Origin of the sequence: Agrobacterium sp. FDAARGOS_525 (assembly GCF_003938925.1) — a bacterium.
In the GTDB taxonomy this organism is placed as follows: domain Bacteria; phylum Pseudomonadota; class Alphaproteobacteria; order Rhizobiales; family Rhizobiaceae; genus Agrobacterium; species Agrobacterium pusense.
Genome location: NZ_RKIU01000003.1, coordinates 2,564,519 through 2,588,052, shown reverse-complemented (window position 1 = coordinate 2,588,052; position 23,534 = coordinate 2,564,519). Strand labels below are relative to the sequence as shown.

Here is a 23,534-nt window from a genome sequence, read left to right as displayed (position 1 = left end):
GAGATGGGATGAAATTATCGTTTGTAGGTGGGCTTGATGAAGGGCAGGGCGGCGACGGTGACGGGCAGATATTTGCCGCGCACTTCCGCGAAGATCGCAGTGCCGGGAGCGGCGTAAGAAACAGGCACGTAACCCATGGCGACGGGGCCTTCGACCGAAGGACCGAAACCGCCCGAGGTCACTTCGCCGATTTCCGTCTTGCCTTCAGCATCCGCAAAAAGCTTCGAATGGCCACGCACCGGTGCCTTGCCCTCGGGCTTCAGGCCGACGCGGCGGCGCGATGTGCCGTCCTTCAGTTCACCAAGAATGCGTTCCGCGCCCGGGAAACCGCCTTCGCGATCACCGCCGGCGCGGCGCGCCTTCTGGATCGCCCATTCCAGCGATGCTTCGATGGGGGAGGTCGTGGTGTCGATGTCATTACCGTAAAGGCAAAGGCCTGCTTCCAGCCGCAGGCTGTCACGCGCGCCAAGTCCGATGGCTTCGCAATCGGGATGTTCGAGCAAGGCCCTGGCGATCTCTTCTGCCTTGTCTGCCGGCACGGAAATTTCAAAGCCGTCTTCACCGGAGTAACCGGAGCGGGAGACGATGCAGGCAACATCGTGCAGCGGCACCTCCTGCACGTCCATGAATTTCATCTCGGAAACGCCCGTCCAGAGTTCGGCCAGTACCTCCTCGGCGCGGGGGCCCTGCAGCGCGATCAAGGCGCGGTCCTCGAGAAGGGTGATTTCGCAGCTGTCTGAAAGATGCGCCTTCATATGGGCGACGTCGGCATCCTTGCAGGCCGCGTTGACGACGACGAAAAGGTGATCGCCGCGATTGGTGATCATCAGATCATCAAGAATGCAGCCCTTGTCGTCGGTGAAGAAACCGTAGCGCTGGCGGCCTTCCTTGAGGCCGAGAATATCCACCGGCACCAGCTTTTCCAGTGCCTGTGCGGCATCTGAGTTGTTGCCGGACTTTGCCTTCACAATCACCTGACCCATATGGGAGACGTCAAAGAGGCCGGCTGAGGTGCGGGTTTGAAGATGCTCCTTCAAAACGCCGGCCGGATATTGCACGGGCATGTCGTAACCGGCGAATGGCACCATGCGGGCGCCAAGCGACAGGTGCAGGGAATGAAGCGGCGTGGTTTTCAGCGCGGCGGTATCGTCCAAGGACGCCTCCAGGGTTGCGCGAGCAATCGCGCGGGCTCAGGTCGTGGCGCAGATGCGCCGGTTCAAGAGCCCCCTCTGTCCTTGTCGCCTGAGATTGTTATCCCTTCGGCGAGCCGTCCTTATGAAAGGTGGCTTCTCTCCAGAGTTCCGTCGTCATCGCTGGTCCTTTTGCCTGAGAGTTTCCGGGGCGGTTGCTCCTTCGGCACCGCATTGAAGCGGTTTCTCCCAACGATGATGCGACGCTCATTATCTTCGAAGACCCGCTATTGGCAAGGACCAAATGACGCATCTGAACAGATTCTTGCTCCATCTGCGCCATCATCCCTCATCTCTCTCGCAACGACGTTTTGATATTGTCATTCCGTCATCATTCCAACGAATGGGAATGGCGGTGGAAAGACGCCGTCATTCCGATTTTTTTGCCGGCAGACCCTTGCGTTTCGTTGAGGCAAAATCCTCAAGTTCCTTTTCCGTCATGGACTTCTCCATGCTTTTTGAAGCACCTTTTAAACTGGATTTCTTCGTTTCGCCCCTTTTGGCGGCGAGTGCTGCACCCGCGGCTTTCTGCTGGGCTTTCGATTTGGCAGGCATGTCATGTCTCCCTTAAACGATCCGTGTTGCAGGAAAATGCCGCCTTGCGGCGATTGTTCCTCATACACGTCAAGCCTGCGGCAAAATTCCCCTTTGAAATCGAAGGGAAGCGCGATATCGCATGAGATCATGGGCGCACATCGAAAAAGACGGCTGACAGGGATCGAGAAAATGCTTCGCATTTTCTGTGCAATCCTGATGCTGTCGCTCGGTTTTGCCCATAGGCCGGCGCTTGCCGCAGCCGCCGCAGTCGCGCTCGATGAGAGCTACCGGCTGCCTGATGGCACCTTTGCGGAGATCTGCCTCGGCCATGGCGGCGGGGTGAATGCCTCGCATGCCAAGGAGGGGCCCGCCCATTCGGGCGACGCGATCCTGTTTTGCGAGGCCTGCCTGCTGGCCTCGTCCATTCTTCTTCCGGTCCCCGACAAGGAAAGCTGGCTGAAGACCGAATTTGCCTGGCTTGAGAACCGCCCGTCCACCGATTGGCGTTTCCACCCGGTCCCGACGATCCGCAAACCGGTCGCACGCGGCCCGCCAGCCTTGTCCGCCTGATTTTTCATCTTACAGGATCATCGCCGCCGAACCGGTGGCAAGAAACGGCTGCTTGAACCCGAAGGGCTGGCAGTCGCAGGGACAGACAAATGAAAACCACCAAGATCATCACATCGACCCTTTTTATCGCCGCGGTTTCCACCGCGCAGGCTTCTGCCCACGCCACCTTCGTTGACGGCTCGGCCGAACAGGAAAGCACTGTCGTCGCCGCTCTTCAGGTGCCGCACGGTTGCGAAGGCGGGCTTGCCACGACGGAAGTGCAGATCAAGCTGCCGGAGGGCTTCATTTCCGCCAAGCCGCAGCCGAAGGCCGGCTGGGAGCTGGAGGTCATCAAGGGCGATTACCGGAAGGCCTATAAAAATCACGGCAAGGAGATCAAAAGCGGGCCCGTCGAAATTCGCTGGAAGGGCGGCAATCTGCCGGACGAATTCTACGATACCTTTGCCGTGCAGGGGAAGGTTTCGAGCGTCGAGGTGGGGCAGGAACTACCCTTCAAGGTGACACAGCTTTGCGGCGACAAGGGCAAGGTTTCCTGGGATGAAGTGGCTGCAGCCGGTGTCGATCCCCACTCGCTGAAAAATCCCGCGCCGACCATCAAGGTCACCGCCAATGCCCATGCGGGCGGACACGATCACGCAGGCATGAGCATGGATATGGATGTCGTGAAGGCTGGCAATCTCGAAGTGTCTGGCGGCGCGACGAAGGCCATGTTGCCGGGCCAGCCCGTCGGTGGCGGTTATGTGACGATCAAGAATGGCGGCGATAGCGACGACAAGCTGATCGGAGTCGAATCGTCTGCCGCCGGACGCGCTGAAATCCATGAAATGGCCATGGTCAATGACGTGATGAAGATGCGCAAGCTGGACGAGGGCATCGTCATTCCCGCCGGTCAGACCGTGGAATTGAAACCCGGCGGCCTGCACATGATGTTCTTCGACGTGAAGAAGCCCTTTGCCGAAGGAGACAAAGTGCCGGTAACGCTGATCTTCGAAAAAGCCGGGAAGGTCGACGTCATACTGTCTGCGGGAGCTGCCAAGGGCGGCGGCGACCATCAACATAATTGACCAATGAAAAGCGGCTACCGGAACGCGTGACAGGTCCGGTAGCCGCAAGATTTCTCATTTGTCCGGTCTATTGTTTCGGCGCCGCGGCGGAAAACGGATGACGCTCGCTTTTGGTGATTTCCGGAAGCCGGGTGTAGATATCTAGAAACTCAACCTGACACCAAGCTGAATGCCACTCCCGCAACGACAGGGTTGAAATCTAACAAGCGACATCAGGATGTCTGTATATCATCCTGATTCAAAAGAATATCATCTGCTTTTTGGGGGAGGTTGTTTTCCTCGTATGCCTCCACGGCCTGCTCAAGCGTCGCCTGCGGTTCCTGATGCTGGCTGGCGACGGTCAGGAAATAGAGGGTGAGGGCTGGTGGCTTGATCACAGTCATCATGCCGCGAAGCTGGAAGTCGTCGCTGTTCTCGGCCTTGCGCGCGAGTTCGTGAATGGCCTCTTCGACCTCGCTCCGGCGCGGCACGCGCTGTGACGGTTTTACAGCCTCCAGCGCATAGGCTGCCGTGTTCGCAGAAACGGAAAGAACCTGTGTCATCCAACCTCCGGCCATCGTTGCCGACCTTCAAAAACCGCAGGTTAGCATCTGCGTGTTGTTGGAAGGCTAAATCGCGGAGGCGCAATTTAATCGTATTTTAACAGCTGGCAGCGCCCGGCCAAGGGTTTCGCCGGCGGTTTACGTGGTCTAAAAATCTAAGCGGACCGTGAGGTCCGGCCGTTCCCTCCGGAGATAAATGCATGATCAATATAGTCCTCGTCGCAGCGGGCGGCGCCATCGGTTCCGTCTTCCGTTATTTGGTCGGCGTCTGGAGCGTCCGGCTGGCGGGGGTGAATTTCCCCTGGGGAACGCTTACGGTCAACGTGGTGGGTTCTTTCCTGATCGGTCTCCTGGTGGAGCTCGTGGCACGACGTCTGAATGCCTCGATGGAAATGCGTCTTTTTCTCGTGACCGGCGTGCTCGGCGGTTTCACGACGTTTTCATCTTTTTCGCTCGATGCTGTCTCGCTTTTTGAACGCGGCGCGCTCGGTCTTTCTGCCGTTTACGTTCTTGCGAGCCTTTCGGTTTCCATCGCTGCGGTTTTCGCCGGGCTGGCCTTGGGCCGCAACTTGTTCTAAAGGCTTGATCCAAACGGCGCGCCGAAGAAACGGCTGCGCGATCAGGACAGAGAGACTGGAAAATTTATGGCAGGTATCGAGCATATCAAGGTCGAGGCCGACGAGGCCGGTATGCGCCTCGATCGCTGGTTCAAGATTCACTATCCGGGGCTTGGGTTCGGGCAGTTGCAGAAGCTGCTGCGATCCGGCCAGGTGCGTGTGGATGGTGGCCGGGTGAAGACGGACGCGCGGGTGCAGCCGGGACAGATGGTGCGCGTGCCGCCGGTCGATTCCGATATGAAGACCAAAAGCGGTCCGATCGGCTCTAAGGACCTCAAACATTCCGCCGATGGCGAGCTGTTGGCACGAATGCTGCTGCATGAAGACGACAAGGTGTTCGTTTTCAACAAGCCTGCTGGCATCGCCGTTCAGGGCGGCTCGGGGGTGACCCGGCACATTGACGGCTTGCTGGAAGCCTGGACCAACCAGAAGGGCGAAAAGCCGCGTCTCGTGCACCGGCTGGATCGTGATACGTCGGGTGTGCTGGTGGTTGCCCGTACCAGAGGTGCCGCGCAAAAACTGACCGCCGCCTTCCGCGAACGCGACACCAAGAAAACCTATTGGGCGCTCGTCAAAGGCGTGCCGCGCAAGCACCAGGACAAGATTTCCACCTGGCTGGTCAAGGAACAGACGATCGACGGCGACCGCATGCGCATCGCCAAGCATGGCGAGGAGGGCGCCGATCACGCCGTGTCCTATTACCGCGTCATCGATACCGCCGCGCAGAACCTCGCCTGGCTGGAAATGGAGCCCTATACCGGCCGCACCCATCAGCTTCGCGTGCACGCGCTGCATATGGGGCACCCGATCATCGGCGATCCCAAATATTACATCGACGATCCAAACTGGGATTTTCCGGGCGGCATCCAGAAGCGCCTGCATCTGCATGCGCGCCATATCGACATTCCGCATCCGAATGGCGGCCGGCTTCGGGTCAGCGCACCCCTGCCGCCGCATATGGTACAGACCTGGAACCTGCTCGGTCTCGACGTGGCCGATGGCGATAGGGAAGACTGACGGCAGATGAAACTGGTTCTTTTCGATTGCGACGGAACGCTGGTGGACAGCGCGGGCCTGATCCATGCGGTCATGGCCGATACGTTCGCCGATTTCGGCAAGCCGCGCCCCGATATCTCCGAAACCAAGGCGATCATCGGTCTGACGCTGGATATCGCCATCGCCCGCATGCTCGGCAAGGCGCATGTTGATGACGAGGTTCAGGCGATGACCCAGCGTTATAAGGAAATCTACCATCCGATCCGTGCACGTCCGGGGATGATCGAGCCGCTTTTCGAGGGCATCGCCCCGCTGATCGACACCCTTTCAAGGCGGGATGACGTGCTGATCGGTGCGGTGACGGGCAAGGGGAGGCGCGGGCTGACCCACATTCTCGAAACCCATGGATTTGCCAGGCACTTCATTGTCTCGCGCACGGCGGATGATTGCCCTTCCAAGCCGCATCCGGCCATGGTGATGGAATGCTGCCATGAAACCGGCATGGTTCCGGCCGATACTGTCGTTATCGGCGACGCGGTCTATGATATGCAGATGGCAAAAGCTGCGGGCGCAAAAGCGATCGGCGTCGCCTGGGGTTATGCGTCCATCGACGAACTCTGGACGGCGGGCGCCGATGCGGTCGTCAGCCACCCGCGTGAAATCCCGGTCTATGTTCCGACCGATAATCCTTAATTATCCTTTCTACCGACCGATGAGGATGTGCCATGCGTGATCTCCTGAACGACCTTTCGGAAGGCCTGAGTCACCCCGATCCGATCTTGCGCGCGCAGATCCAGATGCAGAAACCGCTGCCCAAGCGGTTCTACAAGGATGTGACGGTCGGCGAGGCGGCAGAGGAAGGCTTCACCATCCTTCTAGACGGCAAGCCGTTGCGCACCCCCGCCAAGAAGCCGTTGGTCGTGCCGTCGAGGTCGCTCGCGGAATTGCTTCGCGATGAATGGGACGCCCAGACCGAGGTCGTCAATCCGGTTGTCATGCCGGTGTCGCGCCACGTGAACACGGCCATCGACGGCGTCGCCAATGATACGCAGGCGGTTTTCGAAGATATATTGCGGTTTTCCTCCTCCGATCTCCTCTGCTACCGCGCTGGCGAACCGGAAGCGTTGGTCGCGCGCCAGACGGACCATTGGGATCCCTTGCTCGACTGGGCGGCCAATGTACTTGGCGCGCGCTTCATTCTGGTGGAGGGAGTCATGCATCGCGACCAGCCGCGGGAGGCCATCGCCGCCTTTGCAGTGACGCTGAAAAAATACGATACACCGATCGCGCTCGCGGCACTCCACACCATGACGTCGCTGACAGGGTCTGCCATTCTGGCGCTGGCGCTGGCGGAAGGAGAGCTGACGCTTGAGGAAGCCTGGGCGCTTGCCCATCTGGATGAAGACTGGACTGCGGAACAATGGGGTGAGGATGAGGAGGCGCTGGAGCGCCGGGCCGTCCGTCTCATCGACATGCGTGCCGCGGTCAATGTTCTGGAGTCTCTGACGAGCGCATCTTAACGCTTTTCTAACCCTGATCGACGATCATCAGGCTACCTCACGTAAGGGGAGCCGCAGATCATGACAACCATGCTGAAACGCCTTGGCATTATTGTGCTGGCGTGTTTCATGCTCATGTCTTTCAGGCTTGAACCGGAAGCGACCAGTGCCGATCGGCTGCTTTACGACGTGCGCGGCGCGTTTGTTGCAGCACGACCGGATGTGGCGCCGGCGCTAATGCAGTCCATTCATGCGCAGGTTCAGAATGCGATCAAGACCACAGCACGGGGAGAGACCCGACCGCGCGTGGTGCTGACCATCCGCCTTGCATCCGTCACACGCGGTCCCTTCCTTTTCGGTGAAAAGGCCTCCGCCAAGGTCATCGTGCGGGCCGCCGCCGTGGCCACGGGCGAGGTGATCGCCGAAGCCAAATTCACCGCCACCGTCGTCAGCTTCGATGACGAGGCTTTAGAGCAGGAGCTTGCTTATGGCGTTGCCGAGCGGGTGATCCGCGAATTCAGATTGAACCGGCCGGGTCGGACCACGCTGGCGACGGCGCTGTTTCCATAGATTGGACCAAAGGCGTGAGCGGGACTGCGGCAGTCATCCGCGCGCCATCGCCGGAAACCATCTTCTGCTTTGACAAAGTGCGTCTCGATGTTGGTTTCCACGCAGAAGTGAGCCGGTTAGGCGCATAATTTCCATTGAGAATTGAGCCATGTGAACCTTCCCCCAACGCGGTGAGCGACGGGGGCAACGGAGTGATCCACATGGGACTTTTAAACATCATCCGCCGGATGGCGCTGCGTGAGAAGCAGTCGATCCGGGAGATCAGCCGGCGCACCGGGCTGTCGCGCAACACGATCGCGAAGTATCTGAACGCCGGTACGATCGAGCCGACGTTCACGATACCGGAACGGCCGAGCAAGCTCGATCCTTTTGCCGATAAGCTGGCGGCTTGGCTGAAGACCGAGGCCGGGAGGTCACGCAAACAGCGTCGAACTCTAAAGCAGCTTCATGCCGATCTGGTGGTTCTCGGCTTTACCGGCTCCTATGGTCGGGTTGCCGCCTTCGCCCGTGATTGGCGGGCTGACCGGCAACGTGAGCAGCAGACGACGGGCCGTGGCATATTCGTCCCGCTGTCTTTCCGCCCAGGCGAAGCATTCCAGTTCGATTGGAGTGAGGACTATGCCGTGATCGGCGGCGAGCGCACGAAGCTTCAGGTCGCACATATCAAGCTATCGCACAGTCGGGCTTTCCTGGTCAGGGCTTACCTGCTGCAAACGCATGAGATGCTTTTTGATGCCCATTGGCACGGCTTCAGGGTGTTTGGTGGGGTGCCCGCGCGGGGAATATATGACAACATGCGCACCGCAGTTGATCGCGTCGGCCGCGGCAAGGAACGACAGGTTAATCTCCGCTTCCTCGCGATGACGAACCATTACGTCTTTGCACCAGAGTTCTGCAATCCCGCCGCGGGTTGGGAAAAGGGTCAGGTTGAGAAGAACGTTCAGGATGCTCGGCCGCGGCTGTGGCAACAGATGCCTGACTTTCCGGATTTGCTGTCTTTGAACGTCTGGCTGGAGCAGCATTGCCAGGACCTATGGCGGGACACGGCGCACGGGAGTCTGCCCGGTTCGATCGCGGATGTTTGGGGTGATGAACAGCTTGCTTTAATGGCATTGCCCGCCATGTTTGACGGCTTCGTCGAGCAAAGCAAACGTGTCTCACCAACATGCCTGATCACCTTCGAGCGTAATCGTTACAGCGTGCCGGCATCGTTTGCGAACCGTCCTGTCAGTCTGAGGATTTATCCCGAGCGGCTGGTCGTTGCAGCCGAGGGAAATATCCTCTGCGAACATCCGCGGATTATAGAACGCAGCCACGACAAGCCGCCGAGGACGATTTATGACTGGAGGCATTACCTTGCGGTCATCCAGCGCAAACCCGGAGCTCTGCGCAATGGTGCGCCTTTCCTGGAATTACCGCTGGCCTTTCGACAACTGCAAGACCAGATGCTTCGCCGTGCCGGTGGTGATCGGGAGATGGCCGACATCCTCGCTCTGGTGCGTCATCACGACGAACAGGTTGTCGTCAGGGCTGTGGAACTGGCTCTGGATCAAGGCGTGGCGACCAAGACGCATGTGCTGAATCTGCTGCATATGCTGATTGACGGCAAAACGACCGACGGCCCCGACATCGACACGCCGCAGGCGCTGACCTTGGTACGTGAACCCAAGGCCAACGTCGAACGTTACGATGGCCTACGTGTCAGGATCGTGGGAGGTCGCCATGCGTCATGATCCGGCCAGCGCCGCCGTCGTCATCATGCTGCGTAGCCTGAAGATGTATGGCATGTCTCAAGCGGTCACGGACCTGATCGAGCAAGGTGCTCCGGCCTTCGATGCAGCCGTGCCGATCCTGTCCCAGTTGCTGAAAGCCGAGATGGCTGAGCGTGAGGTCCGGTCCATCGCCTATCACATGAAAGCTGCCCGCTTCCCTGCCTACAAGGACATCTCCGGATACGACTTCGCCGCCAGCGAGATCAATGAAGCGACGGTGCGCCAATTGCACAGATGCGAGTTCATCGACGGGGCGCAGAATATCGTGCTTGTCGGCGGACCGGGCACAGGCAAAACACATGTGGCGACCGCCCTCGGCGTCCAGGCTATCGAGCATCATCGCCGAAAAGTCCGCTTCTTCTCGACCATCGAATTGGTCAATGCGCTCGAGCAGGAGAAGGCTAAAGGCAAGGCAGGTCAGATCGCTGAGACGCTGGTTCGTCTCGATCTGCTGATCCTCGATGAACTCGGATACCTTCCGTTCAGTGCTTCAGGCGGAGCGCTCCTCTTCCACCTGTTGAGCAAGCTCTACGAGCGCACCAGCGTCGTCATCACCACCAACCTCAGCTTCAGCGAATGGGCCACCGTCTTCGGCGACGCCAAGATGACGACAGCTCTGCTCGATCGCCTGACCCACCGTTGCCACATCCTGGAAACCGGTAACGACAGCTTCCGCTTCAAGGCCAGCTCGGCCGCAGCAGCACAGAAGAGAGGAGAAAAGGCCAATCCCTTGACCAAAGCCTGATCAGAAAACCATACTTAGAGGTGGCTCACTTCTCGGTGGAAAAACCGGCTCACTTCTGCGCGGAAACCAACACGTCTCGATATTCACATACGTCACGTATCTCAATTGACATGCGTCGTGTAGGTTACTATCTCACATACGCAACGTATGTGAATTGGGCGTCCGGAGTTCTTCTTCCGACGCCACTCAGCCAAAAAGAGAGATGCAAGATGAGCAAACGCGAGGCAATTTTTCCCGCAGACCGGCACGCGCTTTACGAACAGCACGGTTACTCCGCGGCAATTCGGTCGGGTGACCTTCTTTTCGTTTCCGGCCAGGTCGGCAGCCGTGCCGACGGAACGCCCGAACCCGACTTTGAGCGTCAGGTTCGGCTTGCTTTCGAAAATCTCGCGGCCACGCTCAAGGCCGCGGGATGCACGTTCGACGATATTGTCGACGTGACGACGTTCCATACCGACCCGCAGAACCAGTTCGGGACGATCATGGCCGTTAAGCAGGAGATTTTCAGCAAACAGCCTTATCCGAACTGGACCGCCGTCGGCGTCAACTGGCTTGCGGGCTTCGATTTCGAGATCAAGGTGATCGCCCGCATCCCGTGAGATGCGGTCGGCCTGAAGGGGCGGCGTTCGCAGGCGCCGCCCGCTTTGTGTTTGCCGCTTATCCGAGCCGTTCGGCATGCCATTTCAGATGATCGTCCATGAAGGTGGAGATGAAATAATAGGAGTGATCGTAGCGGTCGTGCAGGCGCAGCGTCAGGCCGATATCCGTGCCTTTGATCGCCTCTTCGAACAGCCATGGCCGCAGGCCCTTTTCCAGGAAACTATCGGCCTTGCCCTGATCGATCAGGAATTCGGGAAAACGCGCACCGTCCTCCACCAGTGAGCAGGCGTCGTATTGACGCCATGCTGCCCGGTCCGGTCCCAGATATTTTTCCAGCGCCGGTTCCGACCAGTCAGCGGAGGAGGGAGCCACGATCGGCGCGAAAGCGGAGCAGCTTTTGAACCGTTCGGGGTTTTTCAGGGCGATTGTCATCGCGCCGTGGCCGCCCATGGAGTGGCCGAAAATGCCCTGACGGCTCATATCGGCGCGGAAATGCTGGCCGACCAGTGCAGGCAACTCCTCCGTCACATAGCTGTACATCCGGTAGTGCTCCGACCAGGGTTCCTCGGTCGCGTCGATATAAAATCCCGCGCCTTTGCCCATCTGCCAGTTGGTCAGTTCATCCGGTACGTCATTGCCGCGCGGACTGGTGTCGGGGCACACGATGATGAGACCAAGTTCGGAAGCCATGCGGCGATATTCGCCCTTCTCCATGACATTGGCGTGGGTGCAGGTGAGGCCGGAGAGATACCACAGGACGGGGCATGGCTCGTGGATTGCCTTCGGCGGTACGTAAACCGCAAAGGTCATCTCGCATTTCAGGGTCTCGGATACATGGGAAAATACGCCCTGCATGCCACCAAAGGCCGTATTTTGCGAAATAATGTTCATGAAGCCATTCCTTTGAAAAAAAATCCGGTTCAACCGGCAAGCGAGACTGCGGCATTGACGGCTGCCGCTACCAGAACCGTGTTGAAGAAGAAAGAGCCGATGGAGTGCAGCAACGTGACCTTGCGCATGGCGGTCGTGGTCACACCCACGTCCGAGGTCTGCGCCGTCATGCCGATCACCACGGCGAAATAGAGAAAGTCGTAACCGCAGGGCTCTTTGGTCGCGGGGAAGTCCATGCCGCCGCGATGCTGGCGCTTGCCGTCGACCGTGTGCGGACGCCAGTAAAGATGCGCGTAGTGCAGGGCCGTCATGGTGTGGATAGTCAACCAGCCGAAAATCACCGAGGCGAAAGCGATGACCAGCGTCCAGACGGTTTCACCGGTATGGTTTAGCGCCTGAAAAAGGGACACCACGGCGACGGTCACTGCCAGCAGCGTCACGGCGATGATGGCAATTGCGGGGAGATCGTCGCTGTCGGCATGGGCTTTCAGATGCTGCGCCGTCAATTTGGAAAGACGAAAGGCAACCAGCGTCAGATAGGTCAGGAAGAAAGAAACTGCCGCGATTTCTATTGCCACGGAAGGCGCGAGAGCCAATGCAATACCGAGGCCGGAAGCCCCGACAAGAACGGCGATGAAAAAAGGTTGATGGCGGCGATAGGTATTGCTGTTGGAGCTGGCCGGGGTCATGGGTTGGGCCTTTCTGCTTGCGGCATCACTTTTTGACACGGCGGCAGAAACGGTCAAGGGTCTCCAGAAAAGCGGATCGATCGCGTGGCGAAAAAGCGGCATTATAGCCCTTGCTTTCACCGGTTTCGCGCAGATGTGCACCTAGGTCTCGCATCGCCGTTGCCATGCCGATATTCGACTGGTCGAAAACGCGGCCAGTCGGACCCGTCACCAGTGCGCCTTTGGCAACACAGCGTCCGGCCAGCGGCACATCGGCGGTAACGACGATATCGTTCTCGCCGGCATGATCGGCAATCCAGTCGTCCGCCGCGTCGAAACCGGCGGAAACAATGACATTTCTGATCATGGGGTCGCGTGACGGGCGCAGACCGGAATTGGCAACAAAGGTTACCTCCAGCCCATGCCGCTCCGCGACCCTGAGGATTTCCGGCTTCACTGGACAGGCATCGGCATCGACGTAAATTTGCGGATTTTGCTGCATGGACACTCTTTTGGATCGTTCTGCCACGCTTCTAAGCGCAAATGCTGCGATTACCAAGCCCGCGATTGGTAAATTGCGGGCGAGGCAAGGGCAGGGCGTGGCGCTTGCGAAGGATCCGGAAATGAATTATGTTCCCCTTATGTTCTTTCCCAAAAGGGTTCGATGCTGGAAGAGTTCATAGTGAGGGCCAAGTCCGCCACATATGTTGGCGGGGGCAATAAATCCGCCACGCCCACTCGCACGGGATCGCATGATCTTGGCTATCGCGACGGAGACTGGCACTATATCGACAGCTATTTCGGCGGAACCGATTTCATCGGTCAAGAGGTCGTCTGGCACCGGGGGACAGCCATGTGGGCGATGAACTATCACGGCCGCATCCTCCGGCCCGATATGATCGACGCCACAACGGCCGGCATGGTCATTCAACGTTCGCTTTCCACGCTCTATCGGGAAGGGCGGTTTCTGGGCGGCTTCACGCACTCGGTGGAGAATTTGGTCTATGTCGACACGAATGCAGGCGAATTTCAGTCGTTCACCGGCGTCGAGCGCATTTATCTCGGACATTTCGAGACGTACCGGCTCGACTATCATGGCGGGGTCATAAAGCCATGAAAATTGCGATGATGGGGCGATGATGTTTCGCCGCCCCATCAGGCTTCAAATCAGCCCGGCTGCTTCGTCTTGCGCAGATAGGGAAGAACCGTGTCATAGGAACCAAAACGCGCAATCGCATCCTCATTGGAGACGGCGGCGGTAATGATGACGTCTTCGCCTTGCTTCCAGTTGGCTGGCGTCGCCACTTGGTGTTTCGAGGTCAGCTGGATGGAATCGATGGCGCGGAGGATTTCCTCGAAGTTGCGGCCGGTGGTCATGGGGTAGGTGAGGACCAGCTTGATCTTCTTGTCAGGACCGATGACGAAGACCGAGCGTACGGTGGCGTTATCGGCCGGTGTGCGGCCTTCCGAGCTGTCGCCGGCGCCGGCCGGCAGCATGTCGTAAAGCTTCGCGACCTTCAGGTCCTTGTCGCCGATCAGTGGATAATCGACATTGAAGCCAGTGGCGGTGCGGATGTCGTTCTTCCATTTTTCATGGCTTTCGACGGGATCGACCGAGATACCGATGATCTTCACACCGCGCTTTTCGAATTCCGGCTGCAGGCCGCCCATGGCGCCGAGTTCGGTGGTGCAGACCGGCGTAAAATTCTTCGGATGCGAAAACAGGACCGCCCAGCCATCGCCAATCCAGTCGTGAAAGCTTATCGGACCATGGGTGGTCTCGGCGGTGAAGTCGGGCGCTATATCGTTGATACGCAGGCTCATCTGGTGCTTTCTCCCTAATCATTTGAACTGAAAACTGATGGTGCGGCAATCCGTCTCCAGCGCAGGAGCTTAGAGTTTTTGCGTGAAATGGCCAGCCCTTTAGCGTGTGCCGACAACACGATGCGTTGTTTTCGCTCATTCCGGCGCCTATTGTGACACAACGCCAGGTAACAGAATTGCGGGGGGCAATTTTGCATGGGGGAGTGATGGAGAACAGCAATGACAATCACCATTACCGCCTTTGAACGCTCGCCCGATGGCGGCAAGGGTCTTGCCCGCGACATGCGTGTCCGCTGGGCACTGGAGGAAGTGGGGCAACCGTACGAGGTTCGCCTTCTTTCCTTCAAGGCGATGCGGGAGCAAGGGCATCTTGCACTTCAGCCCTTCGGGCAGATCCCGACCTATGAGGAGGGCGATCTCGTCCTGTTCGAATCCGGTGCGATAATATTCCACATAGCCGAGCGCCACGCCGGCCTGTTGCCGCGGGAAGCGAACGCGCGGGCGCGCGCGATCATGTGGATGTTTGCGGCGCTCAGCACCGTGGAACCGCCGATAGTCGAGCATTTTGTCGCCGGTTTTGTCGAAAGGGACAAGAGCTGGCATCGCGAACGCCTGGAGATCGTCGATGAACGTATTCGCAAGCGACTTGGCGAACTGTCCCAGCGACTGGGTGAGGGCGAGTGGCTCGACGGCGCGTTCAGCGCCGGCGACCTGTTGATGATATCGGTGCTGCAACGGATAAAAAGCTCGGGCATTCTCGATGAATATGCGAACCTTGCAGCTTATGTGGCGAGAGGCGAGGCGCGTCCCGCCTACCGACGCGCATTTGCCGATCAGCTGGCGGTTTTCAAAGCCGCATCGAACTGATTGATACCATCGCGAGGGCCCGAACTTCAGGCCCTCGCTGTGCGCTAGCACTCCGCCGTGACAGATTTCCACAAACATGCCGGATCGAGGCCATCGCACCGCTCGATCACGATCCGCGTGCCGTTTTTCACCTGGCGTCGCCATGGATCGGAGGCGTCGCCGTGCGTGCGAATCCGGCCGCCGCGCTGAAGCCTTTGTAGAAGCGACCGCGAGAGCCCGAGCTCAGACGCCAGCAGGCGGTCGAGGCGTATACCGGTCTGGAACGGAACGATGAGATCAATTTCCGCCACGGCCCAATCCGGAGATTCATCCCGTATCTGTTTCACGATATCGAATTCGGGAAACTCGTCGACGCGCGGCGATCTGCGTCTCAACGCCTCGAGATTGAACGTTTCCAACCTTATCCATTGCGGGTCATTGTTCTGCAGCGCCTCGAGAACAGAAGGGCTGATGTCGCGAATAGTCCGCCGCTCAAAGATCGGCCGGTTCCAGCTCCTGTCGCATATCCGGCATCTGTATATGAGCCAGGCATCCAGCTTGCGGCCATTGGCATTGAGGCGGATCTTGCCGCTCGGCTGAAATGGCCTCGCTTCTCCGCATCCGCTGCAGGCAATCCAGGGCTGCGGCGCGGTTCTGGGTGTAACGGTCCACTGGACCCGAAATATATTGCACATAGTCGGTTGGTCTTCCATTCGGAAGTCCACCAAGATGGTGCAGGAGAAAACCCATGCGGGAACGGCGTGGCGGTGTTCTGGAGTGGTGAAGAGCTGAAACAGCATAGCTGCGCAGGGCACATTGTAACGATGCCAGACCGGTCTCTTGCCACCACCCGATGAACATGATCATGCGGCGATAGCCGGTGGCTATCCGCACAGGGTGAAACTGGATTGAGACCGGTATTTACTTAGGCAAAGTCTACCTCGATGCGCCAATGCTCTTCGCCAGGAGCAATAACACATAAACGGCGGCAGATGGAGTCCCTCATAGAAAAGACGACCAAGTTTTTATCTTTGGACTATTTATAATAAATACAATGGCTTGTCGGCTAATGTTAAACTAATATCAGAAATGCATTTTACGGGGAGAGGGGAAGGTCTGGCTCAAGTCCAATCTGGACATCGACAGACAGCTGTGCGCATCGTGGATCATGTCACTGATGCAAGACCTCGAGAAAATTCTGGACACTGTCCTGCCAGTCGATCCCAGCTTTCGGCGCATCGAACCGACGATGATAGATCGCTGCATTTATGATACCCGACGATACGCTTTGGAGGGCTCCAAAGAGGCCTTTCTGTTTTCCGCGATGCGCCTGCTTGCGCTTCCCGACAACGGACACACACGGTTGATCCCGAACGATTCCATTTCGGTGCTCCCGCTGAGGTTTGTAAGCGTTGGAACGGCGGTGCAGTTAACTGACACGGCACTGGAAACAACTGTGCCAAGAGGGGAGCTGATAGCAGTCAACGGCACACCCCTTAGCCAGATTGAAGCCGCCGCAGGGAAATTTCTGGCGGGAACGCGCCAGCGGAAACGGGTGATCGGACCGATTCTCCTCGCATGGCCATATGCATTGGCCCATCTCGGGTTTTCTTCAAAAGAGAGTAGCACTGAATATCGCCTGAAAGGCCAGAATGGGCAGATCACCGACCTGAAAGTGGAGAACCGGCTTACCGTTCCGGCATCGATGCTCTACCCGAGAAACGAGCATGGCAAGGCTGACCCGGCCTGGAAACCTCGGACATTTGTGGAGATTGAGGACCGGCAGGAGTTTGGGCTTTCAATATTATTGCCGAGTTTCTTCGACCCAAGCGAAAGTGCGCTGCCGAAAGCCATCTCCGCTGCGGCGGAGCGCGTGAGAACCTGCGGGAACAACAAACTCTTGATTGATGTTCGCGGAAACACCGGTGGCGATTTTCTTCAAACTATGCCCTTGATCGACGCCATCTCTGAAAACGCAGGCAGGCAGGTTGTTGTGCTTGTCGATAAGTTTACGTTTTCTGCAGCGATAGTATTTGTGGCCATTCTCAAACATCGTCTGGGACGTAGGCTCAAGCTCGTCGGGGAAGAAATGGGCGACGGCTTGACGTTTTTTGCCGAGGGAGGGTTGCTCGATTTGCCGACCAGTGGAGCGGTCGTTCGATACTCATCAGCCTTTCACGACTGGGAGAACGGAACCAGCGACGAAACCACACCGGCTGAGATCGCACAGCAAATGGTTCCTGCAGGAAAACTGCATCTCGATTTGGAATGGATCGAAGGGCCTGCCGCTGAGGTTTCACAAGAAGCGTTCCATCAGCGAGTTTTAAAGGTTCTGTGTGATTAGACGAGGGGCCATTTATGCCAGCGAGCGATCTGGCTTCTCTCATCGATGCCGATATTGGGACGGGCGTGTTTCACTGAATGTGCCTTGCAGGAGACAACCCATAGGAACATTTGCAAATCGACGTCATTCTCGAAACCGCCAGCGCGCATACGATGTCAAAGCTGAATAGAGGTGCGACGTCGCCAGCCAGTTAGAAATGCGACACTCGGCATCTCGTCTGGCTCTGACGATCAGCCCCCGATCCGACCGGCTGGTCCGGGTTGCAAGGAAGGAGCGGGGGCGGGTGAGGGACACCTTCCTGCTTTAGCTTTCTCAGTAGCAATTGTTCCGTCGCCGCCTGATACTCTTTTGCACCTGCGTGGGGCAGGTAGGGGTCAAAGCCACACGATGCTTCCGGAAATCAAATTGCAGCGTGAAGTCGATGTCGCCGCGCTGTCACCACTTCTTCGAGGTATGCTTCTTTCCGTTGCCTATGCTGACGGTGAGGGTGGCATCGGATTAACAGCCACCGGCGCCATGAACCGCAAGTTCGTGCATTGGGCCGCTGTGCACTTTCTCTGGCCAGGGTTCACAGCTGAGGATCTCTACAGCATGAACAAGGTGCTCAATGAGCGCGACATGCCACCGCTCTGGGTCGTGCGCGACATGACCCGTCATCTGAAGCTTCTTCGCCGGAAAAAGGATGTGCTGCTGCCAACCAGACGCGGCCGGGAGTTCCTGGTGAACCCGCAAGGCTTCTTCGATCTCGTCGCCACGGATTATCTCTATTCCTATGTCCACGCCACGGAGCGCAAAGAGGAGGTCCAAGCGCGGTTACGCTGGTGGCGCATGTTCCTCAACCTTCTCAATATCAAGGCCAGAGAAGGGTGCACGCCATTGGAGCTTGTGAAGATCCTCCACCCAGACTTCGAGCCCCTATCTGAGACCGAAATGACACTGGAAGCCTGGGAGCTAAAATCCGATCTCCAATATGGTGTCCTGCGGCGCCTGTGCTGGCTGGGCCTGCTTTATGAGGCACGAGAAGGGCTCACGCTTCTTCAAGACGGAGCCTTCCACAAGACGCCGCTTTGGTCCGCCTGCCTGCAGCTGGAATCAGATACACAAAGCGACATCGGCGTGCACTGACAATCTTATTCCGCCGCTGGTTGCCTCAATAACGCTTTCTCTCGCCGTGCAATCACCGCCGGATCGTTCATGTAATCTGTCCTCGGCTTACGGCCACGCTTCTGATAGCCGTTCCCCGTGCTGCCGTCGCGAATGCCGAACATATGATCCGTCTGCCCGGTGCGGCGAGGGCCGCTTTTGCTCCGTTGCTGTTCTCGTCCAGCCTGCATCTCGGCGACGATCGACAGCATGTCGTCCAGACGCTTGTTCTCGACGACTTCCGGGCGATGGACCGACCGCAGCTTGTCAAAGGTTCTGTAGGGTAGGGCAAAACTCTCGTGCATGATCTCGAGGCGACCGTCCGGATAATCGCAAACAATCACCTTTTGGCCGGCCAGAGGCCTGGAAACGTCGGTCGGATCGAGAATGAACAGCACCTTGTCGTAGCGCAGCGTCAAAGCCTGCGACAGCGTGCGAACTTCCTTGCGGCACATGACGCCATCAAGGTTCTCGTGACCGGCCAACTGCCGGTGCATGTCCTTCGGATTGCGCGGTTCCTTGCCGAAACGCGCGTTGAAATCTAAAATGAACTCAGGCGCATACGCGTTGGCTTCCTCGATCGTGTCGATGCCGCGAAGCCGCATCTCCTTGACCAGCCGATCCTGCAATGTCTGGTTGGCACGTTCCACACGGCCCTTGGCCTGCGGGGTGTTGGCACAGATGATGTCGATGTTCAGCTCATAAAGCGCCCGGCCGAATTGTGTCAGGCCGCTCGTCCGGTCCTTCTGCGACGCATGGGTCGAACGAAAGACGCCGTGCTTGTCGCTGTAGAAGGCCAGTGGTTTGCCCCATTGCTGCAGATATGCCTTGGTCGCGCGCAGATAGTCGAATGTGTTCTCCGATCCGGCAAACCGTAGATGCAGCAGCTTGCCGGTCGCGTCATCGATATAGACGAGTAGGGCGCATTTGGGCCCACGGTTCTCGAACCACCAGTGATGCGAGCCATCGATCTGCACCAGTTCGCCAAAGCAATCACGTCGGCCGCGTGGCTGGAAAACCCGTTTCTTGCGTTCTCTACGTGAGACCCAGATACCAGCCTCGGTCATCCATTGCCGCAGCGTCTCCTTAGCCACAGAGATCCGGTGCAGCTCGATCAGCTTCTCACGCGCCAGCGTCGGACCGAAATCCAGATAGCGTTCGCGGATCAGATCCAGCGCCGCATTGCGAAACTCCTCGCTGTGGCGCCGATTGCTCGGCCGTGATCGCTTCTTGGAAACAAGGCCAGCCGGACCATCCCGGTCATAGGCCTGTAGCAGCCGATGGACCTGGCTTCGACTTAGGCCGAGCCGTTCGGCAGCCTCGACGACGCTCAGGCGTTCGTCACGGATCTTCTGGATGATGTCGAGGCGATGCAACTCTTTCTGCGACATGGTGATCATAAAGGACATGACGACTCCGACCGCTCATGGTCTCAACCAGGCTGAAGATCGTCATCCTTGCTCCCAACGTTAGCTTTGACCAGTGCGTCGAGAGGCGAGACTGTCGCATCTCTAACTGGCCCAACTGTCGCATTACTAAATAGCCCTTACATACGATAATCGCATAAGATAGATTATGGAACTTTTTGTGCTTAATTGCCGGGAATGCCGTAAGCTGTCAGATCGCGGCGCCGTTGCCTCATCATTGAAAAGCGCCGCTTGTCGCATTGAAAGATCCATATCCAGGTCGATCATAATTCTCCTGATGCCTCTCGGCGTCGCAGATCGAGCTCTTCACTGTAGCGTCTCAGCGTGTGACTTTCGGTAAGCAGGCCAACGGGACGATTTTCGATCTTGTCGTTGACGACGACGAGTGCTTCGCTTTCCGCCGCGTCAAAGGCTGCCGCCGCTTGCCGTGCATTCATGGTCGGCAGCAATACGTCGTTCTTGTAGTGCAGATAGGTCTCGAGGCTGATCTTGCTTGGGTCGCGATCCATCGGATCGGCATAGATTTCCGGCACGAGAACGATCCCGGCATAACGCCCGTCATCGTGGGTCATGATGACCCGCTGCGTTGAACCGAGCGGGAACTTCTCCTTGAAGGCCGGAAGCCCCATGCTGACATTGGCCTTGCGGATGTCAGCGCGCATCATCTTGCCCACCGTCAGGTCGCGGATCCAGCCGATGTCATGGGCGCTGCGAATGCTCTCACCGCGCAGGTGAAAACGCCAGGTGGCGAAGGAGTAGCCGAAGGTAGTGCGCACCACCAGCGATGTGGTGATGACGGCGGCAAGCACGAGCGCCGTAATCTGGAAGTCGCCGGTCAGTTCCAGCGCCAGAAATGTCATTGTCAGCGGACCGCCGATGATGGCGGCGGCAAAGGCGCTCATGCCGATCACGGCGTAGACGATCGGCGCTGTCGAGCCATAGCCGATATAGGGCGCGCAGAGGGCGAAAATCTTGCCGAGCAGCGATCCCATGAACAGCGAGGCGAAAAACAGGCCGCCGCGGAAATTCGAACCTATCGAGATCGCGCTGGCCGCCGCCTTCAACAGGAACAATCCTGCAAGCCCGTAGATCGTCAGGTCGGCATCGATGTTGAGATGCAAGGCTCCATGGCCGCTCGAGAGAACCTGCGGTGAAATCAACGCCAGCCCACCGACAACGATGCCGCCAAGCGTAGGACGCAGCCAGCCAGGAATAGCGCTTTTGCGCGCCGTCTCCTCAATGAAGGACACCGCCTGCATGAGCACGATACCGATTGCCGCGCACACAACCCCAAGGAAAATAGCCGGCACGTAATCGGCGGGCGTCACGCGGCTGGCATCGACGATATCGATGGAAAGGCCATGGCCGCCAATCAGGCCGATAACGGTTGTCGCCACCAGCGCCGAAACGATCAGCGGGGCGAGCGTGACGACTGTATAGGTGCCGATGATGAGTTCGATGGCGTAAAATGCGCCAGTCAGAGGCGCGTTGAAGGCGGCCGCGATGGCGCCCGCGGCGCCGCAGCCAACGAGGATGCGCATGTCCCCTCGCCTCAGTTTCAGCTTGATGCCGATCTTCGATGCGACGCCGCTGGCAATCTGCGTGTAGCCCGCCTCAAGCCCGACAGATGCGCCAAAACCGTTGGAAACGATGTTCTGCACGCAGACAATGATGCTGTCCGTGAGCGACAGGCGGCCACCATGCAGCGCATTTGCCTCGATGGGGTCGACCATCGGCTTTTTGCGGGTTTTGGAGAGGATGAAGATGATCAGCCCAAGCAGGACACCGCCCATGATCGGCCCCACCAGCACGATCTGTCCGGAAAGATCGCTGCTGCTCAGGCGTTCAACGCCAAAGACGAGCACATGCAATGCCGTGCTCAAAGCGCCGATCAAGGCCACCAGCAGGCCGGCTGCGATGCCGATGAGCACGGCAAGCGCGACGAGGCCGAGTTCGCCGCGTCGGAACATGGCGCGCAGGCGGCTGGCGCGCAGATTGTCGAAGAAGCTCGCCATACTCGGTGCACGGAAAGGCTTAGTCGACATGCTGTTCCTTTTCAGGCGGCGTCAGGCGGTTTCGAGATCGATCTCAATTTCGAAACGCATCTGATCATAAGCCGGTTCAACATGATCAGGCGTTTCCTGCATCACCGTCTCATAATCGAGCGGAATATGCATGTGGGTCAAGATCGCCCTTTTGGGTGCCAGTGTTTCGATCCAGCCGAGCGCCTGTTCGAGTGATAGATGGCTGGGGTGGTAGCGATATTGCAGGGCGTCGATGATGAGCACCTCAAGTCCGGCGAGTTTCGGCAGGCTTTCGGCCGGAAAATCGCTGACATCGGTGCAATAGGCCACATCACCAATGCGAAAACCCAGAGAATGGACGTCCCCATGCTGTTGCATATGCACCCCAAAGGCGATTGGTCCTCCTGCTCCATCAATAACAACCGGCTCGTTGATATCGGCAATCAGATAAGGCCGGACAATCGGTGGATAATTGCTGCCCGCCGGCGTCTCGAGACAATAGGCAAAACCATCGCGGATGCGCGCCATGGTAATGGGATCGGCATAGATCGGGACGCGGCTTTTCTGGAGTGCGAAATAGATGCGCAGATCGTCAATGCCATGCAGATGGTCGGCATGAGCATGGGTGTAGAGAACGGCATCGATAGCCTCCACCTTCGCGGCGATCATCTGCTCGCGAAAATCAGGACCAGTATCGATCACAACGGTCGTTTTGCCGCCATCCGGACCGATCTGTTCCACCATGAAGGCCGCACGCGTGCGCCGGTTCTTCGGATTATCGGGGTCGCAGGCGCCCCAGTCGCCGTTAATGCGCGGCACGCCGGGTGACGAGGCGCATCCGAGAACCGTGAAGCGGCGACGGTAGATTGCCACGCCTACACCCTTGTCATCTTGGAAAAGCAGCGGAAGGCATTTTCGGTGGTGATCTCGGCCATCCGCTCGAAGGAGATGCCATGCACCTCTGCTAGAACCTCCGCGGTATTGACGACGTAGGAAGGCTCGTTGCGTTTGCCACGCCAGCGCTTCGGCGCAAGATAGGGTGCGTCCGTTTCTACCAGCAGCCGGTCAAGAGGCACGGTTGCAGCGATATCGCGAATATCCTGCGACTTTGGGAAGGTCAGAATGCCTGAGAAAGACACATATCCGGCAAGCTCGACACCCGTTTTTGCGAGCTCGGGACCAGCGGAAAAGCAGTGCAAAATGAAAGGAAATGCGCCCTTCCCGCTTTCGGAGCGCAGGATGGCGGCCATGTCGTCATCGGCACTGCGGCTGTGAATGACAAGCGGCAGCTTCGTTCGTCTCGCCGCCTCGATATGGCGAAGAAGGCCGGTCTTCTGGTCTTCGGGCTTCTGCGTGTCGTAGAAGTAATCCAGACCCGCCTCTCCGATCGCTACGATCTTCTCATGACTCTCGGCAAGCTGCACCAGCTCATCGGCGGAGATATCCAGTTCCTCATCGGCATTGTTCGGATGGGTGCCGACCGAGCAAAAGACTGACGGATATTTTTCCGTGATCTTCAACAGCTCCGGCAGACGACGCACCCGGGTCGAGATCGTCACCATCTGGCTCACGCCGGAGGCATGGGCGCGAGCGATGATGTCGTCGCGCTCCGCCTCGAAATCAGGAAAATCCAGATGGCAATGGGTATCGATCAGCATCGTGGTC

The 23,534-nt window shown here is 58.2% G+C and carries 26 protein-coding genes and 1 riboswitch; of the genes, 14 read left to right on the top strand and 12 right to left on the bottom strand.

The features are described 5' to 3' along the window. Positions 1 to 14: 14 nt before the first annotated feature. Both gcvT and EGT36_RS14050 read right to left on the bottom strand, forming a co-directional pair. Positions 15 to 1,154, bottom strand: coding sequence for a glycine cleavage system aminomethyltransferase GcvT (gcvT, locus tag EGT36_RS14055; protein WP_037092789.1), 1,140 nt, complete (start codon positions 1,152 to 1,154; stop codon positions 15 to 17). Positions 1,155 to 1,304: 150 nt separating this feature from the next. Then, positions 1,305 to 1,392: riboswitch (glycine riboswitch) on the bottom strand. Positions 1,393 to 1,559: 167 nt separating this feature from the next. Continuing rightward, entirely contained in the window at positions 1,560 to 1,745 is a 186-nt protein-coding gene (locus tag EGT36_RS14050; protein WP_006697443.1) for a DUF3008 family protein, read from the bottom strand. A gap of 171 nt (positions 1,746 to 1,916) precedes the next feature. Here EGT36_RS14050 and EGT36_RS14045 point away from each other — a divergent pair, with 171 nt between their 5' ends. Then, on the top strand, positions 1,917 to 2,297 hold the full coding sequence (locus EGT36_RS14045) for a hypothetical protein (protein WP_037092838.1): 381 nt from the start codon (positions 1,917 to 1,919) through the stop codon (positions 2,295 to 2,297). Positions 2,298 to 2,386: 89 nt separating this feature from the next. Beyond that, entirely contained in the window at positions 2,387 to 3,361 is a 975-nt protein-coding gene (locus EGT36_RS14040; RefSeq protein ID WP_037092788.1) for a copper chaperone PCu(A)C domain-containing protein, read from the top strand. 212 nt (positions 3,362 to 3,573) lie between these two features. On the opposite strand, the gene EGT36_RS14035 is transcribed toward EGT36_RS14040, so the two are convergent. Further along, on the bottom strand, positions 3,574 to 3,903 hold the full coding sequence (locus EGT36_RS14035; protein WP_037092787.1) for a hypothetical protein: 330 nt from the start codon (positions 3,901 to 3,903) through the stop codon (positions 3,574 to 3,576). Between the two features lie 200 nt (positions 3,904 to 4,103). Here EGT36_RS14035 and crcB point away from each other — a divergent pair, with 200 nt between their 5' ends. The 8 genes from crcB (at position 4,104) to EGT36_RS13995 (ending at position 10,701) form a co-directional block, all read left to right on the top strand. Further along, positions 4,104 to 4,481: a fluoride efflux transporter CrcB gene (gene crcB, locus EGT36_RS14030; RefSeq protein ID WP_006697447.1), complete on the top strand. Its 378-nt coding sequence runs from the start codon at positions 4,104 to 4,106 to the stop codon at positions 4,479 to 4,481. Between the two features lie 66 nt (positions 4,482 to 4,547). Continuing rightward, positions 4,548 to 5,537 carry an RluA family pseudouridine synthase gene (locus EGT36_RS14025; RefSeq protein ID WP_022556167.1) on the top strand — a complete coding sequence of 330 codons (990 nt, stop codon included), beginning with the start codon at positions 4,548 to 4,550 and terminating at the stop codon, positions 5,535 to 5,537. Between the two features lie 6 nt (positions 5,538 to 5,543). Next, positions 5,544 to 6,209: an HAD family hydrolase gene (locus EGT36_RS14020; RefSeq protein ID WP_037092784.1), complete on the top strand. Its 666-nt coding sequence runs from the start codon at positions 5,544 to 5,546 to the stop codon at positions 6,207 to 6,209. 32 nt (positions 6,210 to 6,241) lie between these two features. After that, on the top strand, positions 6,242 to 7,036 hold the full coding sequence (locus EGT36_RS14015; RefSeq protein ID WP_037092783.1) for an ATP12 family chaperone protein: 795 nt from the start codon (positions 6,242 to 6,244) through the stop codon (positions 7,034 to 7,036). Between the two features lie 60 nt (positions 7,037 to 7,096). Beyond that, positions 7,097 to 7,585: a hypothetical protein gene (locus EGT36_RS14010; protein WP_125270477.1), complete on the top strand. Its 489-nt coding sequence runs from the start codon at positions 7,097 to 7,099 to the stop codon at positions 7,583 to 7,585. A 200-nt stretch (positions 7,586 to 7,785) separates the two neighbouring features. After that, a complete protein-coding gene (gene istA, locus EGT36_RS14005; protein ID WP_125270476.1) occupies positions 7,786 to 9,318 on the top strand; it encodes an IS21 family transposase in 1,533 nt (510 codons plus the stop codon). Beyond that, the gene (istB, locus tag EGT36_RS14000) at positions 9,308 to 10,102 is read left to right on the top strand and encodes an IS21-like element helper ATPase IstB (protein ID WP_125270475.1); all 795 of its coding nucleotides are present in this window, start codon (positions 9,308 to 9,310) and stop codon (positions 10,100 to 10,102) included. The genes istA and istB overlap by 11 nt, the downstream gene beginning before the upstream one ends. A gap of 209 nt (positions 10,103 to 10,311) precedes the next feature. Further along, positions 10,312 to 10,701 carry a RidA family protein gene (locus EGT36_RS13995; protein WP_004441786.1) on the top strand — a complete coding sequence of 130 codons (390 nt, stop codon included), beginning with the start codon at positions 10,312 to 10,314 and terminating at the stop codon, positions 10,699 to 10,701. 58 nt (positions 10,702 to 10,759) lie between these two features. Here EGT36_RS13995 and fghA read toward each other — a convergent pair whose 3' ends face one another. The 3 genes from fghA to EGT36_RS13980 are packed head-to-tail and all read right to left on the bottom strand — an operon-like array spanning position 10,760 to position 12,763. Then, the gene (fghA, locus tag EGT36_RS13990; protein ID WP_037092782.1) at positions 10,760 to 11,593 is read right to left on the bottom strand and encodes an S-formylglutathione hydrolase; all 834 of its coding nucleotides are present in this window, start codon (positions 11,591 to 11,593) and stop codon (positions 10,760 to 10,762) included. Between the two features lie 29 nt (positions 11,594 to 11,622). Beyond that, on the bottom strand, positions 11,623 to 12,282 hold the full coding sequence (locus EGT36_RS13985) for a DUF1345 domain-containing protein (protein WP_037092780.1): 660 nt from the start codon (positions 12,280 to 12,282) through the stop codon (positions 11,623 to 11,625). 25 nt (positions 12,283 to 12,307) lie between these two features. Further along, a complete protein-coding gene (locus EGT36_RS13980; RefSeq protein WP_037092779.1) occupies positions 12,308 to 12,763 on the bottom strand; it encodes a YaiI/YqxD family protein in 456 nt (151 codons plus the stop codon). A gap of 162 nt (positions 12,764 to 12,925) precedes the next feature. On the opposite strand from EGT36_RS13980, the gene EGT36_RS13975 reads away from it, so the two are divergent. After that, positions 12,926 to 13,378 (top strand): DUF5680 domain-containing protein, encoded by a 453-nt coding sequence (locus EGT36_RS13975; protein WP_037092778.1) that lies wholly within the window; start codon positions 12,926 to 12,928, stop codon positions 13,376 to 13,378. Positions 13,379 to 13,428: 50 nt separating this feature from the next. On the opposite strand, the gene EGT36_RS13970 is transcribed toward EGT36_RS13975, so the two are convergent. After that, positions 13,429 to 14,085 carry a peroxiredoxin gene (locus EGT36_RS13970; protein WP_037092776.1) on the bottom strand — a complete coding sequence of 219 codons (657 nt, stop codon included), beginning with the start codon at positions 14,083 to 14,085 and terminating at the stop codon, positions 13,429 to 13,431. Positions 14,086 to 14,304: 219 nt separating this feature from the next. On the opposite strand from EGT36_RS13970, the gene EGT36_RS13965 reads away from it, so the two are divergent. Continuing rightward, positions 14,305 to 14,952 carry a glutathione S-transferase family protein gene (locus tag EGT36_RS13965; protein ID WP_037092774.1) on the top strand — a complete coding sequence of 216 codons (648 nt, stop codon included), beginning with the start codon at positions 14,305 to 14,307 and terminating at the stop codon, positions 14,950 to 14,952. 44 nt (positions 14,953 to 14,996) lie between these two features. Here the strand turns inward: EGT36_RS13965 and EGT36_RS13960 are convergent, their stop codons facing one another. After that, positions 14,997 to 15,626 (bottom strand): DUF1062 domain-containing protein, encoded by a 630-nt coding sequence (locus EGT36_RS13960; protein ID WP_037092773.1) that lies wholly within the window; start codon positions 15,624 to 15,626, stop codon positions 14,997 to 14,999. A 482-nt stretch (positions 15,627 to 16,108) separates the two neighbouring features. Between EGT36_RS13960 and EGT36_RS13955 the strand changes: the two genes are divergently transcribed. Together EGT36_RS13955 and EGT36_RS13950 are read left to right on the top strand one after the other, a co-directional pair. Then, positions 16,109 to 17,275, top strand: a complete 1,167-nt coding sequence (locus EGT36_RS13955) for a S41 family peptidase (RefSeq protein WP_286083965.1) — start codon at positions 16,109 to 16,111, stop codon at positions 17,273 to 17,275. Between the two features lie 387 nt (positions 17,276 to 17,662). After that, positions 17,663 to 18,400 carry a hypothetical protein gene (locus tag EGT36_RS13950; protein WP_125269937.1) on the top strand — a complete coding sequence of 246 codons (738 nt, stop codon included), beginning with the start codon at positions 17,663 to 17,665 and terminating at the stop codon, positions 18,398 to 18,400. A gap of 5 nt (positions 18,401 to 18,405) precedes the next feature. Here EGT36_RS13950 and EGT36_RS13945 read toward each other — a convergent pair whose 3' ends face one another. The 4 genes from EGT36_RS13945 to EGT36_RS13930 all read right to left on the bottom strand — a co-directional run bounded on the left by EGT36_RS13945 (position 18,406) and on the right by EGT36_RS13930 (position 23,527). After that, positions 18,406 to 19,827, bottom strand: coding sequence for an ISNCY family transposase (locus tag EGT36_RS13945; RefSeq protein ID WP_125269936.1), 1,422 nt, complete (start codon positions 19,825 to 19,827; stop codon positions 18,406 to 18,408). A 281-nt stretch (positions 19,828 to 20,108) separates the two neighbouring features. Further along, a complete protein-coding gene (locus EGT36_RS13940) occupies positions 20,109 to 21,890 on the bottom strand; it encodes a chloride channel protein (protein WP_004441767.1) in 1,782 nt (593 codons plus the stop codon). Between the two features lie 21 nt (positions 21,891 to 21,911). Further along, positions 21,912 to 22,742, bottom strand: a complete 831-nt coding sequence (locus EGT36_RS13935; protein WP_107339682.1) for an MBL fold metallo-hydrolase — start codon at positions 22,740 to 22,742, stop codon at positions 21,912 to 21,914. A 2-nt stretch (positions 22,743 to 22,744) separates the two neighbouring features. Continuing rightward, complete coding sequence (locus EGT36_RS13930) at positions 22,745 to 23,527, bottom strand: TatD family hydrolase (protein WP_037092836.1); 783 nt, start codon at positions 23,525 to 23,527, stop codon at positions 22,745 to 22,747. Positions 23,528 to 23,534: the final 7 nt, after the last annotated feature.

Bases quoted from the DNA above. Each gene is read 5' to 3' on its own strand.
- EGT36_RS14050 (WP_006697443.1), bottom strand. From the start codon at position 1,745: ATGCCTGCCAAATCGAAAGCCCAGCAGAAAGCCGCGGGTGCAGCACTC.
- EGT36_RS14045 (WP_037092838.1), top strand. From the start codon at position 1,917: ATGCTTCGCATTTTCTGTGCAATCCTGATGCTGTCGCTCGGTTTTGCC.
- EGT36_RS14040 (WP_037092788.1), top strand. From the start codon at position 2,387: ATGAAAACCACCAAGATCATCACATCGACCCTTTTTATCGCCGCGGTT.
- EGT36_RS14035 (WP_037092787.1), bottom strand. From the start codon at position 3,903: ATGACACAGGTTCTTTCCGTTTCTGCGAACACGGCAGCCTATGCGCTG.
- crcB (WP_006697447.1), top strand. From the start codon at position 4,104: ATGATCAATATAGTCCTCGTCGCAGCGGGCGGCGCCATCGGTTCCGTC.
- EGT36_RS14025 (WP_022556167.1), top strand. From the start codon at position 4,548: ATGGCAGGTATCGAGCATATCAAGGTCGAGGCCGACGAGGCCGGTATG.
- EGT36_RS14020 (WP_037092784.1), top strand. From the start codon at position 5,544: ATGAAACTGGTTCTTTTCGATTGCGACGGAACGCTGGTGGACAGCGCG.
- EGT36_RS14015 (WP_037092783.1), top strand. From the start codon at position 6,242: ATGCGTGATCTCCTGAACGACCTTTCGGAAGGCCTGAGTCACCCCGAT.
- EGT36_RS14010 (WP_125270477.1), top strand. From the start codon at position 7,097: ATGACAACCATGCTGAAACGCCTTGGCATTATTGTGCTGGCGTGTTTC.
- istA (WP_125270476.1), top strand. From the start codon at position 7,786: ATGGGACTTTTAAACATCATCCGCCGGATGGCGCTGCGTGAGAAGCAG.
- istB (WP_125270475.1), top strand. From the start codon at position 9,308: ATGCGTCATGATCCGGCCAGCGCCGCCGTCGTCATCATGCTGCGTAGC.
- EGT36_RS13995 (WP_004441786.1), top strand. From the start codon at position 10,312: ATGAGCAAACGCGAGGCAATTTTTCCCGCAGACCGGCACGCGCTTTAC.
- fghA (WP_037092782.1), bottom strand. From the start codon at position 11,593: ATGAACATTATTTCGCAAAATACGGCCTTTGGTGGCATGCAGGGCGTA.
- EGT36_RS13985 (WP_037092780.1), bottom strand. From the start codon at position 12,282: ATGACCCCGGCCAGCTCCAACAGCAATACCTATCGCCGCCATCAACCT.
- EGT36_RS13980 (WP_037092779.1), bottom strand. From the start codon at position 12,763: ATGCAGCAAAATCCGCAAATTTACGTCGATGCCGATGCCTGTCCAGTG.
- EGT36_RS13975 (WP_037092778.1), top strand. From the start codon at position 12,926: ATGCTGGAAGAGTTCATAGTGAGGGCCAAGTCCGCCACATATGTTGGC.
- EGT36_RS13970 (WP_037092776.1), bottom strand. From the start codon at position 14,085: ATGAGCCTGCGTATCAACGATATAGCGCCCGACTTCACCGCCGAGACC.
- EGT36_RS13965 (WP_037092774.1), top strand. From the start codon at position 14,305: ATGACAATCACCATTACCGCCTTTGAACGCTCGCCCGATGGCGGCAAG.
- EGT36_RS13960 (WP_037092773.1), bottom strand. From the start codon at position 15,626: ATGTGCAATATATTTCGGGTCCAGTGGACCGTTACACCCAGAACCGCG.
- EGT36_RS13955 (WP_286083965.1), top strand. From the start codon at position 16,109: ATGCAAGACCTCGAGAAAATTCTGGACACTGTCCTGCCAGTCGATCCC.
- EGT36_RS13950 (WP_125269937.1), top strand. From the start codon at position 17,663: ATGCTTCCGGAAATCAAATTGCAGCGTGAAGTCGATGTCGCCGCGCTG.
- EGT36_RS13945 (WP_125269936.1), bottom strand. From the start codon at position 19,827: ATGTCCTTTATGATCACCATGTCGCAGAAAGAGTTGCATCGCCTCGAC.
- EGT36_RS13940 (WP_004441767.1), bottom strand. From the start codon at position 21,890: ATGTCGACTAAGCCTTTCCGTGCACCGAGTATGGCGAGCTTCTTCGAC.
- EGT36_RS13930 (WP_037092836.1), bottom strand. From the start codon at position 23,527: ATGCTGATCGATACCCATTGCCATCTGGATTTTCCTGATTTCGAGGCG.